This is a genomic window from Microbulbifer regidiadema (SeqCode) (genome assembly GCF_052467605.1).
Map to the genome: position 1 here is coordinate 2660106 of NZ_CP174316.1, position 14211 is coordinate 2674316.

A 14211-nucleotide genomic window follows, 5' to 3' on the forward strand; every position below is an offset into this window, starting at 1 on the left:
GGGTAATCCATGCATATTTTTCGCTGGGCTTTAGCCGCCGCAGTTTACGCCCTGCTGAGCAGCAGCGGTTGCGGCTATTTCCCCAGCGAAATGTCGATTCCCGGCAAACTGCCCCCGGCAAAACGCCCGGCACCCCACGCCCGTATCAGCGGCAAGCCCCATGTCGTCAGCTGTGCAACCCCCGCCCGGAGGTTTACCCCCCTATCTTTTGACGAGGTTTTTACCTTTACCGAAAACCCCGGACAGCCCTTCGTCGAGTCACAGGACTTACCCAGGCAGTTCGATGTGATCGCCTATGTCTGGGGAACTGAGCGCTGCACACCGGCAGCTTTCTGTCGCTTTGGCGACTACTACCAACTGCTGGGGCGCAGTCCCGGTGATGACTTTGCAACCTGGATATCCACCCCCCAATACCCGCGCATTACCATTCAATCCCCCTGCGGCCAGAGACTCAAAGTGGGACAAGGGTATCGTTTTTCATTTAGTGATGGGCAGCTGGTGGGCTTTAGCCCCAATTAAACCTCCACCTACACACTACAATTTAAAACCCGCTCAAAAGAATAAACAACCCACTGAATTGCAGAGCAATCTTCGAAAAACATAGTGTAAAAGCACAGAAAGATAATGGATCGTTTTACACCTCTGAACCAATGTACCAATTAAAGATAGGTGACACCAGCAAGCATAAAAACTGATAGAGTAGAGCAGCACTCAAATTTACCAGCTAAAAAACTTATCGAGCACGAGCTTAAACAAAATGAAAAATACAGTTAAATTTTGGGTCGTTGACGCAACCTCCAATATACTACTTAGGTCCTCTATTAAATTTGACGATTATGACGGACTTTACTATAGCCGCTCAATTGTGCCAGCCAACTCCCCCGAAGAAGCCATCAAGGAACTTACCAGCGTTCTTAAAGAAGACCATATAGAAGTGGTTGAAATTCTATCGGCGGTTGACTTCAACAGCAAAAGCTGGAACTCAAAGCACGATGAATATTTTAGCACCACAGAACTACATAAAAAATCAAGAATATCTAACACTATAATTTTTGGTTTATTTACACCTAAAGAGCCCCTAGAAGAAGAGCAATAAATTATCAAAAAAACAACAACAACACCGGGCAATTATTTAATGCAACTTTCTTCAAGAAAAATTTAACTGCAATTGAGAACCATGGATAAAATTAGCTGCAAATTCAAGTTTGAATGTGACAAGCGCTGGGCTGATCTAACTGAGACATCAAACCCCACAATACGACATTGTCACACTTGTGAAAAAGCCGTTTATCTCGCCGAAGAACAGGAGGATTTCGAGATATATGCTCAAGAAGAGAAATGCGTAGCGATTGAGGCACCAAGTTTTTCTATGGCCGGAATGCCCATAGGGAATCCACCAACTGAATATGAGGTAGTTATTGAAAAGCAAAAATCATCCGCCTTCAATATAGCAATATTACGAGATATTTTTTCCGGTGATATTTCACTTTCTGAAGCACACAGCCTGTATAGCGAGCGTGAAAGCAGATTTGCGGGATTATCTTGGAACGATGCAACAGCACTATCGGAACAGCTAACCTCAGCCAACATTATAAATCGGATAGAGGAAACAGGCTAATGAATATCAAACGCAAACACTCAACGATACTTAAGGAGCCTCTCAATAACCTCAAATGACTATCGACAACCTTAAAAACTGTAAAGCTTATAGAATACAAGCACCACTGACAAACTGAGAAAGCGAGATCATGGATAAATTAGAGTCAATTAACGAGTGGATGCTGTTTCTATCGCAAGACAAGCATGCTTACCTTGCCAATCAAGACATTGAGATCAATTTATTCGGCAAGCCTGGAAAAGAATACTTACAAATTGCGATAGACGTAAAGAAAAACACTTGGTCTGAGTATGTGTTTTTTGGTAGTGAGACAGGAAACAGACTTCTTCAGATTTTACAGTCTTTAAATATGGTTAACTTTTCACTGAAGACATTGATCTCACATATAAAAAGCACAGAGCTTAGAGACACCCCTAAAGGTCCAGGAATCCTATTAGACGACCTTATAGTATCAGTAAATAACTATAGCGCTGCCAGCGACTAGGGAGGCCATCTTCCACTGCAACAATATCGAGCCCCTTGAAAAACAAAAAAACAACCCCACCCTCTGTAAAACAGATTCGCCCAGACATGATGGATGCACACAAAAATCTAAAGAAATCACATTAAAATCACCCAAACTTTTCACCGCGAGCATATCGAGACATAAGATGCCAAAGAAAATAGCCAAATCCCTGGAAGAACTGGATGCAAAAACCAATCCCGCAATAGTCAGGCAAGCAAAAGAAAACGCCAGAAGACAAATAGCGCTAGACAAGGCAAAGTTGGCTCAATTTGAATCCAAACTCAAAAAATCGACGACTTAAGAGTATAAGCGGCTACCTGAGCACTAACTTTTAACCGCTTTAAGTTTATATCGATGCGCTGAGATACTTCAGGGAAACTCCCGCTTGTTGCGGGACCTGCACGGAGTATCAATAAGTAATCTGCCCCCATAGATTGGGAGAGTAAAACCCAGCCACAAACTTGTTCGCTAACACCTTGCAGGGGCACTTCTTTGTTAAGGACAATAGCAACTGGGGGTAATTTTTCCAATCCAGAGAAACAACTGCGAAGCGATAAGTGAGAACACAGGCACTTTAGTAATATTTGAGGCGCAGATCCCCTTGAGCTAGCGGCCACCCCGTCCGCGATCAAGTGGTTAACCTTTAACCCCCTATAAGCGCTATAGCCCTCCCATCAATTTAAGCTCTTCTTTAAATAGCGATAGATGGCGTCCTGTGCGCGGCAGCCCTTGCGCCCCGCATTAGCCAGTTTAGAATTGCTCTGCTTTGCATCGATCAGACGCGCCTTTTGATTATCGCTCCACTGTAGCTCCATAATTTTACGAATAGTAGCTTGATGCTCAGAATCCAATACCGGGAAAGTCACCTCAACGCGCTGGTCCAAATTGCGCTTCATCAAGTCAGCGGAAGACAACCATGTCAGTTCATTGCCGCCGTTATGGAAAATATAAATGCGAGCGTGTTCCAGGTATTTATCCACCAAACTGATTACACGGATATTGTCCGACAGCCCCGGGGTCTCACAAACCAGTGTACACATTCCGCGCACAATAATCCGAATCGTCACGCCTGCGGCACTGGCGCGGTAAAGTTGCTCAATCACCCGCCGATCTACCAGGTTGTTACACTTAAAAAATAGCGCCGCTTCCCGCCCCGCCTGGGCAGCTTCAATCTCGCGCTCTATCGCCGCAGTAATGGCATCGCGAGAGGCAAACGGGGAAGAGATAATCCGCTTGAAGGACGGGCGCTTGTGCGGTGCCTGCATAAACTCGAATACATTGTAAACATCCCGGCCCAATTCCTGATTATAAGTTAACAAGCTAAAATCGCAGTAAACTTTTGCCGTACTCTCGTTAAAGTTACCGGTACCCAGGTGACTATAGAAACGATCCTTGCCGTCTTCGCGGCGCAGCACAGAGATCAGCTTGCAGTGCACCTTGAGATTCGGCATGCCATACACCACGTTTACCCCGGCATCACTCAATTCGTGGGACCAGTGGATATTGGCCTTTTCATCAAAACGCGCCCGCAGCTCCACTACCGCCGTTACTTTCTTGTTGTTGCGCACCGCATTCACCAGAGCCGCCACCACGCGGGAGTGCTTGGCCACCCGGTAGAGATTAATTCGAATCTCTTTAACCTGGGGGTCTAGGGCAGCAGAGGCGAGGAAATTTACAATTGCGTGAAAATCATAATAAGGATAGTAATAAAGCCGATCAGCGGCGCGCAGCTGGGAAAACACACTTTCATTTTTCGGCAGCGCCGACAGTGGCGATAGACGCTTGTAGCGCAGTCGAGCGGAGTCCCCCGGGAAATCCATAAAATCCTTGGAGTTGTGATAGCGCCCACCGGGGGTGTAGGTATCGTAGCGCCCCATCTTCAACTTTTTCTTCACCAGTTCCAGCAGGGCCTCGGGCATATCGCCGTCGTAGGCCATACGCACCGGGTCGGCACGCTTTCTCTTTTTCAGCGAGCGCTCCATCCGGTCGAGGATATTCTGGGTAACCTCTTCACTCAACTCCAGCTCCGCATCGCGGCTGATTTTAAAAGTGTAAGCACTGGCTTTGCGGATAGGCACCACATGGCGAAAGATTTCTTTAAGACAAGCGCGGATAATATTATCCAGAACAATGTAAACTTTTTCCCGCTTACCTTCCCGGGGAGGGATTTCCACAAAGCGTGGCAGAATATCCGTAGGAATCTCCATCGCCACATAACGCTCAGCCCCGTCCTCCAGTTCAAGCGCTATAGCAAAATAAATACTGGTTTCATTGATCAGCGGCATGGACTTGCGCCCATCGATAAAAAACGGCTCCAGCTCTGGCAGCACTTCCCGATGAAAGTAACTTTCCACAAATTGGCGCTGACTGTTGCTGAGCGTCGATTCTCTCACGACATAGATCGCTTGCTTGGCCAGATCTTTTAGGGCTTGGTTATATGCCTTGGCATAGCGTAACTGTAACTTCAACACCCGTTCGTTGATCGATTGCAGCAGCTGGCTAAAGTGCTCTTTCTTGTCCCCGCCATCAGAAAATGCCGCCAAACGACGCGCTGACGCCACATGGACACGAAAAAACTCATCCAGATTATTGGAAAAAATCCCCAGAAAATGTACGCGCTCGATAACCGGCACACTCTCATCTTCCACTTCCTGCAAAACACGCTCATTGAAGGAGAGCCAGCTCAACTCTTTGGGGAATAAAGGCACATCATTAGACATGGCAAAACCGTAAAACGCACACGGGGGCTAAAACCGCTTACAAGTCCAGATTGCTCCAAACTACGATTCAAACCACAGAAATAAAGACTTTAGGTGAAGAAATATGCCACTGAAATGTAGCGATGAGCAAGCGCCAAAGTCAATCCAAACCATTTAAACGGCCCCCTCAGTTTTCTGCCACACTTTCACCAAGCGCAATTGGTACACATAAACAAAAAATATCTTTTATTTATAAAATAAATTTCACAAACTTGTCATATCGTTGTGGGTGGCCGCTTTTTAGTCTGCACTAAATTGATTAAACCCATTATTGAGCGAAAAACTGGCAAAATGAATAATAGAGTGCCCAACTTTATCTGTTAGCGCTTTCAACGGGATATTGATGCAAACGCCAAACGAACGCTATGTCGCCCTCGATCTGGGCTCCAACAGCTTCCATTTACTCCTGGCGGAGTTTCGCGATCAGCGTATGGTGCGCCTGCACACGGATCGAGCCATGGTACGGCTGGCGGAGGGGTTGGATATTCACCACCAACTGGATCCCGCCGTAACCGAGCGCGCCCTCGCCGCACTGCGGCGCTTCCAGCCGGTGATGGATAAGTTGCCGCAAGATCATGTGCGTGTCGTGGGCACCAACACCCTGCGTATGGCAGCGGCCAATGCCGATGGTTTTCTGGAGCAGGTGGAAGCCATTCTCGGCGTGCCGGTAGAAATTATCAGCGGCATCGAAGAGGCCCGTCTGATCTTTAGCGGGGTTCTCGCCGCCGCCAGCGGCCCCCCTCGTCTGCGCTGCATTATTGATATTGGCGGTGGCTCCACCGAGCTGGTGCGCGGCGATAAGACACCGCAGCAGCTGGAAAGCCTGAATATAGGCTGCGTCTCCTACAGTAAGCGCTTCTTTGCCGACGGCCTGATCAGCCGCAACCGGGTGAATCACTTCCAGCGCGCGCGGCGCGCGGCCCAGGCGGAGTTGCAGGCACTGCAACATATCGCCGAGGGGGCCGAGGTCACCGGTTGCTCCGGCACGATCAAAGCGGTTGCCAGGGTCTGCAACAGCGGTGAGATAAAGGCGATCCAGCGCGAGGATATCGACCGGCTCGCCCAGCGAGTCTCCTCCGTCCAACATATTGCCGACCTGGATTTACCCTATCTGGATGAAGAGCGCCGCCCGGTGTTTGCCGCCGGCCTGGCGATACTGCACGCGATATTCTGCGAGCTCGATATTCTGCGTATGGAGGTCTCCCCCTATGCGATCCGCGAGGGCATAGTGCACGACCTGGCCGGGCGCTTGCACGGCGGGGACCGCCGCGCGGATACCATTGCCGCCATGGCTGAGCGCTGGCAGGTGGATAGCAACCAGGTGCGGCGCATCGGCACCACCTCACTCGATCTCCTGCAACAGCTGCGCCCCCAGTGCCCAGAGGAGAGCAAGGTGCGGCTGCACTGGGCCGCCCAACTGCACGAAACCGGCCTGGCGCTCACGCACAGCGGCTTTCGCAAGCTCGGCGCCTATATGGTCAAACACGCCGATATGGCCGGGTTTGCCAGGGGTGAACAGGAGCACTTAGCCCACCTGATCCACAATCAGCGCGGGCGTATCAAACCCCCACAGGAACACTATGGTTTTCATCCCAGCCCGGACCTGCTCCTGTGCCTGCGCCTGGGATGCATTATCCACCGCGACCGCACCGAGCGCAGTCTGGACGGTGTAAAACTGCGGGACCGGGGAGATAACTACCACCTGGAAGTCAATCGGCAGTGGCTAGAGCAAAACCCGGCTATAGCAGAGCTGCTGGAACAGGAAGAGCAACACTGGCGCGCGCAAAGTCGCCCGCTGCGGCTAACGGCGGTATAAGCCCCGAGCCCCAAACATTTTTAGGCAAATATTTACCCTACCAGCAAAAACTATGAAACTGAGCGAAGTCACCCTCAAACACCACTACGCCGATATGGGCGAAGCCTTTGGCACCCCCATAGCGCCCACCCCTTTTCGCCACCCAAAAGTTATCGATACCAACCCGGCAGTGCTGCAACTACTGGGTATCGATCCCAATGAAAAATCCCACCCCGCCTGGGCCGAGCTGGGCTGTGGCGCCCAGCTGTTTAACGGCAGCCGCCCCTTCGCGATGAAATATACCGGGCACCAGTTCGGCGTCTACAACCCGGACCTGGGAGATGGCCGGGCACTGCTATTGGGGGAGATCGAGAGCGAAGGCCGGCGCTGGGAGCTGCACCTAAAAGGCGCGGGCAAGACCCCCTACTCCCGCTTCGGCGACGGCCGCGCGGTACTGCGCTCTACGGTGCGGGAGTATCTCGCCAGCGAAGCGCTCTACGGCCTCGGTATTCCCAGCACCCGGGCGCTGTGCATTGTCGGCAGCGATGAGCCGGTCACCCGCGAAAAAATTGAAACCGGGGCCATGCTGATTCGCGTGGCCGAGAGCCACGTGCGCTTCGGCCACTTTGAATACCTGTTTTACACCAAGCAGCTGGAAGCGCTACAGGAGCTGGTCGGGGTGATTTGTCAGCGCTTTATACCGGGCACTGAGGGCATGGCGGTGGGGGGGCAGGCCGAAGCGCTGCTGCGCTTTACCACCCGACGCAGCGCGGAGCTGGTTGCCGCCTGGCAAGCGGTGGGCTTTGCCCACGGTGTCCTCAATACCGACAATATGTCGATTATCGGCGACACCTTCGACTACGGCCCCTACGCCTTTCTGGATGACTACGACCCCAGCTTTATCTGCAATCACTCCGACCACAGCGGCCGCTACGCCTTCGAGCAACAACCCGGCATCGTGCTGTGGAATCTCAATGCGCTGGCCCACGCGCTCTCCGCCTTTGTCGGTGTGGACGCTCTGCGCGAGTGCCTGGAGCAATTCCAGCCGCTGGTGAGCGAAGCCTATGCCCGGCGGATGCGGGCAAAACTGGGCCTGGAACATGAGGAAGACGGCGATCAGGCCCTCTGCTCGGCATTGCTCAAGCTGCTACAGCAGGGCCAGGCCGACTACACCCTGTTTTTCCGCGCCCTGTCCCACTACCGGGGCGAGCGCCCCGCCAGTGCATTGCACGAGTTGCTCAACCCCGCACAGCACAGCGCCCTGGATCAATGGCTGGAGCACTACGATTGCCGCCTCGCGCGGGAGGGCAACAACGCGCTAGAGCGCAATCTGGCCATGCTGTCTGCCAACCCCAAGTATATTCTGCGCAACTATTTGGCACAGAAGGTCATCGAGGCCGCCGAAAATGGCGACTATCAGCCCCTGCGAACCCTGCGCCAGTTGCTGCAATCCCCTTTCGCCGAACACCCGGAGTATCAAATCTGGGCCAGTGCGCCGCCAGAATCCGGCAAGCGCATTCCCCTGAGCTGCTCCTCTTAAGAGGACCTCCACACAACTCGGCAATCCCTCTGCAAGCCTTCGGGGACCGCCCTTCGAAGCTTGCAGAGGGATTTTCGGAGTTGCTCATAGCCTGAAAAAGGCCCGAAATTGGGACAAATATAGTGAAAAAGTAGGGAAATGTGGCCAAATACTACTTTTTGCATGTTAGATCTTGCCGGATGATGACTACCCCACTGTCCTTGTTGGTGACTTGATGTAATATCGGAGTCACCCTACTTTACATAGGAACACAAGTGATGATTAGAAACCTGCTTCTGGCCACTTTTGGCCTGCTGTTCGCCCTGCAGGCCAGTGCTGCAGATATTCTGGGCAACTGGCGCACTATCGATGACGAGACTGGAGAGACAAAATCGATAGTCAATCTCTATGAAAAGGACGGGAAGTATTACGGCAAGATCGTAGACCTTCTGTTGAAACCCGATGACACCATTTGCGATCAGTGCCCCGGCGATCTGAAAGGCAAGCCCATGGTTGGTTTGGACGTTATCACCGATATGGTGAAAAAAGGAGACAAGTACGAAGGTGGAGAGATTCTCGATCCGCTGAAGGGCAAGGTTTACGACTGTAAAATCTGGTTGGAGGATGACAACACCCTCAAGGTACGCGGCTACCTGGGCTTCCTCTACCGCACCCAGACCTGGCACCGGGCTGAATAAACAGCCGCCCCTCTCGGGCCCGATCTAGCGGGCCCAATCCTCCCGGCTCCCGTCAGAGCACAACCCTACCACTCTCACCACTGGTTGCACGGGCCGACACCACCTTGTCGTCTTCACTGGTATCAATGCGCACCTTGGCACTCATACCGGCGCGCAAAGGTGGGGAATCTTTGAGGGGGTACAGACGCAGGCGCACCGGCACCCACTGCACCACTTTCTCCCATTTGCCGCTGGCATTCTGCGGCGGTGTGGAGGCGAACTCACTGCCACTGGCAGGGCTCATGCTGTCTACCTGGGCCTGCCACTCAAAATCCGGATAGGCATCCAGGGTGACTTCCGCCTGCTGGCCCGTGCGCACCCGCCCCAGCTCCGTCTCCTTGAGGTTGGCCTCCACCCAGAGGCCGCTGGAGCCAATCATTTGCAGCAGGTTGACGCCCAGAGTGGCCATCTCCCCCACCTTGGGCACGGTATTGGCAATAGTGCCGTCTACCGGAGCGATAATGCGCGTGCGCGATAGCTGATAGCGGGCGGTATCCAACTGTGCCTGGGCCACTTTTAAATCCGCCTGCTCTTCCAGGGCAATGCTGGGGTCCCCCCCCAATTCGGCGCGCAGACTGGAGAGCTTTTCCGCGTTAATCGTGATCTGTGCGCGGGCGCGTTCCAGCTCCTGGCGGGCGCTGTCCAGCTCCGCCTCGGAAAACGCCACCTTGCTCAGTTTTTCATTGCGCTCCAGCTGGCGGCGGTAAAAATCTGCATCTTTGCGCGCCTGCTGTAGTGCGGCGTCCGCCTCGGCGTACTCGGAGCGGCGGGCGAGTAACTCGTTGCGCACCTGGGCCAGGCGCGCCTCCGCCTCAGTCACCGCCAGCTCGAAGGCCGTGCGGTCAATTTGAATCAGTAGCTGGCCTTTCTCCACCACCTGGTTGGCGCTCACCAGCACCTGGGTAACCACCCCGCTGACCTCCGGGGCCAGGGAAATTTTGTCCGCTTTCACATAAGCGTTTTCTGTCTCGACAATATCGCCACCGCGCAGAAGGCTCCAGCCGCCGATTAGGACAGCCAAAACAACCACAAAAGAGAGCGCGAACTCTCGTTGCCCGGCACGGACTCCCGTAATGGACAGCTTCTCAATCACATTCAATCTCTTCACGTGTCAGATTTTTGCGCAGCCGCCATAGCAACGCCTGCAATTGATCCACCTCTGCGGTGGAAAAGCCCGCCAGCGCCTCGCTGCGGATTTGCTCGGCCACTCCCCCCAGCAGGGACAGAGCCGGCATTGCCTGCTCCGTGAGGTAAATACGGAAACAGCGCCGATCACTCGGATCCGGCCGCCGCTCCACCAGCCCCTCCCGCTGGAGGTTATCCAACTGGCGCGCCAAGCTGATTGGCGCCAGATCAAGGCGCTCAGCCAATTCCGCCTGCTTGGGGCCCTCCTCGCGCAGCAGGTGCCAGAGTACCTGCCAGCGGGACCCGCTCAAACCGTGGTCCTTGGCTCTGCGGTCAAAGTTGCGCCGCAGTAATCGCGCTGCGCTGTGCAGCTCAAAACTCATTTCAGTGACGGTATCTTCCCTGGACATACCCACTCTCCCTGTCTAAGGCCGCTCATTATAAGCTTGCTCATAATTTCATCAATGCGCGAGTTATCAATATCCCAAAATCCCATTAAAAAAGGCGGTCACTAGGACCGCCTTTTCGCTTCGCACCCGGGATGGGGCTATTTCTCCAGAACCTCGATCCTATCGACCTTCTGGAAGCCCCGGGGCAGCTTATTGCCACGCCGGCCGCGCTCGCCGCGATAGTGGTCCATCTCCGAGATTTTGATCTTGGTGTGGCGCTTACCGGCGTGAACGACCAATTGGTCTCTACCTTTCAGTACTGCGACACCGATAACCACTTCCTCGCGGGCCGCCGCGCGGGCCGAGGTGATATTGATAATCTTGTTGCCCTTACCTTTGGACAACTCCGGCAATTCTGTTACCGGGAATACCAACATGCGCCCCTCTGAAGTCACCGCAGCCAGTAGGGCCTCGCCCGGATTCTCCAGCAGCTGCGGCGGTAGCACCTGGGCCCCCTTCGGCAGGGTCAGCATGGCCTTGCCGGCCTTGTTGCGCGAGTGCAAATCGGCCAGCTTGGCGATAAAGCCGTAGCCCGCATCGGAGGCCAGCAGAATCCGCTGTTCGTCGGGGCCCATCAACAGCCCCTCGAAGGTGGCGCCGGAGGGCGGGTTGATACGGCCACTTAAGGGCTCGCCCTGCCCCCGCGCCGAGGGCAGGGTGTGGGAGGCAATGGAGTAACTGCGGCCGGTACTGTCGAGCAGTAGCGCCGGCTGGTTGCTCTTGCCCCGCGCGGCAAAGCCGAGACTGTCCCCCGCCTTATAGCTGAGCGCTGCCGCGTCAATCTCATGGCCCTTGGCCGCGCGAATCCAGCCTTTCTCGGACACGACAACCGTGATCGGATCTGAGGACAACAGCTCGGACTCACTAAACGCCTTGGCCTCTGCGCGGGCCACTATTGGCGAGCGGCGGTCGTCGCCGAACTCCTTGGCCGCAGCCAACAGCTCTTTCTTGATCAGGGTCTTGAGGCGGCGCTCACTATTCAGGGTCTTGCTGAGGGTGTCGCGCTCTTTTTCCAGCTCCGCCTGCTCGCCGCGAATCTTCATCTCCTCCAGGCGCGCCAACTGGCGCAACTTGGTATCGAGGATGTAGTCCGCCTGAATATCCGTCAGCTCGAAACTGTCCATCAGCTCCTGCTTGGGCTCATCACTGGTGCGGATGATTTCGATCACTTCATCGATATTGAGGAAGGCAACCAGCAAGCCGGCCAACAGGTGCAGGCGCTTCTCGACTTTATCCAGGCGGAACTGCAAGCGACGGCGGGTGGTAGTGGCGCGGAAAGTCAGCCACTCGCGCAAGATCTTATCGAGGGACTTCACCTGGGGGCGGCCATCGATACCGATCATATTCATATTGACACGGTAGTTGCGCTCGAGATCGGTGGTGGCGAACAGGTGGTTCATCACCGATTCCATCTCCACCCGATTGGACTTCGGCACAATTACCAGGCGCGTGGGGTTTTCGTGGTCCGACTCATCGCGCAGATCGCTCACCATCGGCAGCTTCTTCGCCTGCATCTGCTGGGCAATCTGCTCCAGTATCTTGGCACCGCTTACCTGGTGGGGCAGCGCGGTAATCACAATATCGCCGTCTTCTTTGCTCCACAGGGCGCGCATCTTGATAGAGCCGCGACCAGAGGTGTAAATCTTACGGATATCATCGCGCGGCGTAATAATCTCTGCCTCAGTGGGCATATCCGGACCGAGAATATGCTCACACAGCTCTTCGACTGTGGCCTTGGGGTTTTCCAACAGCGCCACCGTCGCGTTAACCACCTCGCGCAGATTGTGCGGTGGGATATCCGTCGCCATCCCCACGGCGATACCGGTGGTACCGTTCAGCAGGATATTGGGCACCCGCGCCGGCAGTACACAGGGCTCATCCATGGTGCCGTCAAAGTTCGGCTGCCAATCGACGGTGCCCTGTCCCAGTTCCGACAGCAGAACTTCTGAATATTTGCCCATGCGCGACTCGGTGTAACGCATCGCCGCAAAGGACTTGGGATCATCTGGCGAACCCCAGTTGCCCTGACCGTCGATCAGGGGATAGCGGTAGCTAAACGGCTGTGCCATCAGCACCATCGCCTCGTACACGGCGCTATCGCCGTGGGGATGATACTTACCGATCACATCACCGACGGTGCGCGCGGACTTCTTGTACTTGGCCGTATTCTTCAGGCCCAGCTCGCTCATGGCGTACACGATACGCCGCTGTACAGGCTTCAGGCCGTCACCGATATTCGGCAGGGCGCGGTCCAGGATCACATACATGGAGTAATCCAGGTACGCCTTTTCGGTGTACTCCTTTAACGGCAGGCGCTCTGTGGCCTCATAAACAGAGGTGTCGGTCATACAGCACTCGTTATTTTGTTCGGAAGGGGCGGATTATGGCGGACTGGGGCGGGAGGTTCAAAGGGAAGCGGCTAGTGTTAATGGCAATCAGTAGCTATACGCTTCTGATGACTTCAAATATACGCCCTGCCGTTGACGCGAAAGTAAAGCCACAACCCAGACAGCTCCCCATTGCCCCAAAAGAGGTGGTTTTAAATTCCCCATTAACTCAATTAACCTGAAAGATACCGCAACTAAGACTAGAAGCACTACAGCTATTGAGATTCTCTAAGAAAGTCGCTAGGTGGACTCTCTACGGGAGAGAGTCGGTATTTGGCACTTACTCGCCCCCTCTTCCTAAAGCCTCACGCACGCTGACTTAACCAATCCAGTGCGGGAACTCTAGCGACTCGGTAGGCGACAGGTTATTGCGGCAACAATATCGTCTACACGCGGCTGGTTTTTTGCCATAAACACATTCTCCATACTGGTTTTCGTATTTAGCATCACCATATTAAGCTTGGTAGCGCCGATTGGCCCCAGCCTTGGTACCAACCGCAATACTCTATTTTTCTATTGGGAGCTCTTCTGGAAAACACCATGACGGTACGTCCTGGGCTTGGATCGACTGACAGAAAATAGGCAATACTCACAGGCTTAATTCCAACGATCAATCCGATGGCAGCAGCTGGCATTGTATTTCTGCCTGATATAAGGACCGGGAAAATACTAACTGCTACAGCGCCTATTGCCGTGAAATATCAGATTTTGATTATGTTTACGATTGCTACGGATACGGGGCTTGGTACTTTTGTGGCAATTACTCTTTATACAAAGTAGCTTTTTGATGATCGAAAGAGATGATGTACAGAAAAGCTCTCTGACAATTAAATATAACTTAAAAGCCCTGAAAGACATATCTATCGGGGCCTATTTCAACAGATTAAACTTTAAAACTTCTTTTTAATCAGCCTACAAAATCATCAATGACTTCAAGGTTTTCATCAAACATAAGCGTATAAGAGCACAACATATCCTTATCATGATCTTCATCAAACGCGTAAACATAAACCATCACATAGATATAAAAATCTGAAACCTGATCAAAGTAGAACAAATCTTCGATTTCAAAATTTTTTGAATACCTGCAGCTGGCCGTTCTTTTCCAAACCATTAACTGATGCACTTCAGAGTTGAATGCAGGAAATACCAAAAAATCGATTACAGGAACTAAATGTAGGTGTAAAGCACGTATGAAAACAGTTGTTTTTTATATTCCTAAAATCATTTAACTTTACAGTCAAAGACCTTTTATAATGGCGCCCCATTCAAATAACTTAGTAACGCCTCTGGCTTACAGAGTGGTTCACAATGGGG

The 14211-nt window shown here is 53.1% G+C and carries 14 protein-coding genes; 9 read left to right on the forward strand and 5 right to left on the reverse strand.

Annotated features, from left to right (window positions below; translation table 11 throughout):
- Nucleotides 1-9: 9 nt before the first annotated feature.
- The 5 genes from ACJJIF_RS12270 to ACJJIF_RS12290 all read left to right on the forward strand — a co-directional run bounded on the left by ACJJIF_RS12270 (nucleotide 10) and on the right by ACJJIF_RS12290 (nucleotide 2424).
- On the forward strand, nucleotides 10-519 hold the full coding sequence (locus ACJJIF_RS12270; protein WP_444928637.1) for a hypothetical protein: 510 nt from the start codon (nucleotides 10-12) through the stop codon (nucleotides 517-519).
- A gap of 238 nt (nucleotides 520-757) precedes the next feature.
- Nucleotides 758-1096 (forward strand): hypothetical protein, encoded by a 339-nt coding sequence (locus ACJJIF_RS12275; protein ID WP_444928638.1) that lies wholly within the window; start codon nucleotides 758-760, stop codon nucleotides 1094-1096.
- Between the two features lie 81 nt (nucleotides 1097-1177).
- Nucleotides 1178-1618, forward strand: a complete 441-nt coding sequence (locus ACJJIF_RS12280; RefSeq protein WP_444928639.1) for a hypothetical protein — start codon at nucleotides 1178-1180, stop codon at nucleotides 1616-1618.
- 130 nt (nucleotides 1619-1748) lie between these two features.
- A complete protein-coding gene (locus ACJJIF_RS12285) occupies nucleotides 1749-2102 on the forward strand; it encodes a hypothetical protein (protein WP_444928640.1) in 354 nt (117 codons plus the stop codon).
- 166 nt (nucleotides 2103-2268) lie between these two features.
- Entirely contained in the window at nucleotides 2269-2424 is a 156-nt protein-coding gene (locus tag ACJJIF_RS12290) for a hypothetical protein (RefSeq protein WP_444928641.1), read from the forward strand.
- A gap of 373 nt (nucleotides 2425-2797) precedes the next feature.
- Here the strand turns inward: ACJJIF_RS12290 and ppk1 are convergent, their stop codons facing one another.
- Complete coding sequence (ppk1, locus tag ACJJIF_RS12295; RefSeq protein WP_444928642.1) at nucleotides 2798-4843, reverse strand: polyphosphate kinase 1; 2046 nt, start codon at nucleotides 4841-4843, stop codon at nucleotides 2798-2800.
- A 382-nt stretch (nucleotides 4844-5225) separates the two neighbouring features.
- On the opposite strand from ppk1, the gene ACJJIF_RS12300 reads away from it, so the two are divergent.
- The 3 genes from ACJJIF_RS12300 (at nucleotide 5226) to ACJJIF_RS12310 (ending at nucleotide 8894) form a co-directional block, all read left to right on the forward strand.
- Nucleotides 5226-6698, forward strand: coding sequence for a Ppx/GppA phosphatase family protein (locus ACJJIF_RS12300; protein WP_444928643.1), 1473 nt, complete (start codon nucleotides 5226-5228; stop codon nucleotides 6696-6698).
- A 52-nt stretch (nucleotides 6699-6750) separates the two neighbouring features.
- Nucleotides 6751-8217 (forward strand): protein adenylyltransferase SelO, encoded by a 1467-nt coding sequence (locus ACJJIF_RS12305; RefSeq protein ID WP_444928644.1) that lies wholly within the window; start codon nucleotides 6751-6753, stop codon nucleotides 8215-8217.
- Nucleotides 8218-8474: 257 nt separating this feature from the next.
- Complete coding sequence (locus tag ACJJIF_RS12310; RefSeq protein ID WP_444928645.1) at nucleotides 8475-8894, forward strand: DUF2147 domain-containing protein; 420 nt, start codon at nucleotides 8475-8477, stop codon at nucleotides 8892-8894.
- 52 nt (nucleotides 8895-8946) lie between these two features.
- On the opposite strand, the gene ACJJIF_RS12315 is transcribed toward ACJJIF_RS12310, so the two are convergent.
- From ACJJIF_RS12315 to parC, 3 genes are all read right to left on the reverse strand, one after another.
- Nucleotides 8947-10026, reverse strand: a complete 1080-nt coding sequence (locus ACJJIF_RS12315; protein ID WP_444928646.1) for an HlyD family secretion protein — start codon at nucleotides 10024-10026, stop codon at nucleotides 8947-8949.
- Entirely contained in the window at nucleotides 10019-10468 is a 450-nt protein-coding gene (locus ACJJIF_RS12320) for a MarR family winged helix-turn-helix transcriptional regulator (RefSeq protein WP_444928647.1), read from the reverse strand. Before ACJJIF_RS12320 ends, ACJJIF_RS12315 begins: the two co-directional genes overlap by 8 nt.
- Before the next feature lie 137 nt (nucleotides 10469-10605).
- Nucleotides 10606-12855, reverse strand: a complete 2250-nt coding sequence (parC, locus tag ACJJIF_RS12325; RefSeq protein WP_444928648.1) for a DNA topoisomerase IV subunit A — start codon at nucleotides 12853-12855, stop codon at nucleotides 10606-10608.
- A gap of 657 nt (nucleotides 12856-13512) precedes the next feature.
- On the opposite strand from parC, the gene ACJJIF_RS12330 reads away from it, so the two are divergent.
- Complete coding sequence (locus ACJJIF_RS12330) at nucleotides 13513-13674, forward strand: ABC transporter permease (protein ID WP_444928649.1); 162 nt, start codon at nucleotides 13513-13515, stop codon at nucleotides 13672-13674.
- A gap of 127 nt (nucleotides 13675-13801) precedes the next feature.
- On the opposite strand, the gene ACJJIF_RS12335 is transcribed toward ACJJIF_RS12330, so the two are convergent.
- Nucleotides 13802-14008 (reverse strand): hypothetical protein, encoded by a 207-nt coding sequence (locus ACJJIF_RS12335; protein ID WP_444928650.1) that lies wholly within the window; start codon nucleotides 14006-14008, stop codon nucleotides 13802-13804.
- Between the last annotated feature and the right edge of the window lie 203 nt (nucleotides 14009-14211).

What these genes read in the sequence shown, in the direction of transcription:
- ACJJIF_RS12275 (WP_444928638.1), top strand. Translation starts at nt 758, where the DNA reads ATGAAAAATACAGTTAAATTTTGGGTCGTTGACGCAACCTCCAATATA.
- ACJJIF_RS12320 (WP_444928647.1), bottom strand. Translation starts at nt 10,468, where the DNA reads ATGTCCAGGGAAGATACCGTCACTGAAATGAGTTTTGAGCTGCACAGC.
- ppk1 (WP_444928642.1), bottom strand. Translation starts at nt 4,843, where the DNA reads ATGTCTAATGATGTGCCTTTATTCCCCAAAGAGTTGAGCTGGCTCTCC.
- ACJJIF_RS12290 (WP_444928641.1), top strand. Translation starts at nt 2,269, where the DNA reads ATGCCAAAGAAAATAGCCAAATCCCTGGAAGAACTGGATGCAAAAACC.
- ACJJIF_RS12310 (WP_444928645.1), top strand. Translation starts at nt 8,475, where the DNA reads ATGATTAGAAACCTGCTTCTGGCCACTTTTGGCCTGCTGTTCGCCCTG.
- ACJJIF_RS12270 (WP_444928637.1), top strand. Translation starts at nt 10, where the DNA reads ATGCATATTTTTCGCTGGGCTTTAGCCGCCGCAGTTTACGCCCTGCTG.
- ACJJIF_RS12330 (WP_444928649.1), top strand. Translation starts at nt 13,513, where the DNA reads ATGGCAGCAGCTGGCATTGTATTTCTGCCTGATATAAGGACCGGGAAA.
- ACJJIF_RS12335 (WP_444928650.1), bottom strand. Translation starts at nt 14,008, where the DNA reads ATGGTTTGGAAAAGAACGGCCAGCTGCAGGTATTCAAAAAATTTTGAA.
- ACJJIF_RS12280 (WP_444928639.1), top strand. Translation starts at nt 1,178, where the DNA reads ATGGATAAAATTAGCTGCAAATTCAAGTTTGAATGTGACAAGCGCTGG.
- ACJJIF_RS12300 (WP_444928643.1), top strand. Translation starts at nt 5,226, where the DNA reads ATGCAAACGCCAAACGAACGCTATGTCGCCCTCGATCTGGGCTCCAAC.
- ACJJIF_RS12305 (WP_444928644.1), top strand. Translation starts at nt 6,751, where the DNA reads ATGAAACTGAGCGAAGTCACCCTCAAACACCACTACGCCGATATGGGC.
- ACJJIF_RS12285 (WP_444928640.1), top strand. Translation starts at nt 1,749, where the DNA reads ATGGATAAATTAGAGTCAATTAACGAGTGGATGCTGTTTCTATCGCAA.
- parC (WP_444928648.1), bottom strand. Translation starts at nt 12,855, where the DNA reads ATGACCGACACCTCTGTTTATGAGGCCACAGAGCGCCTGCCGTTAAAG.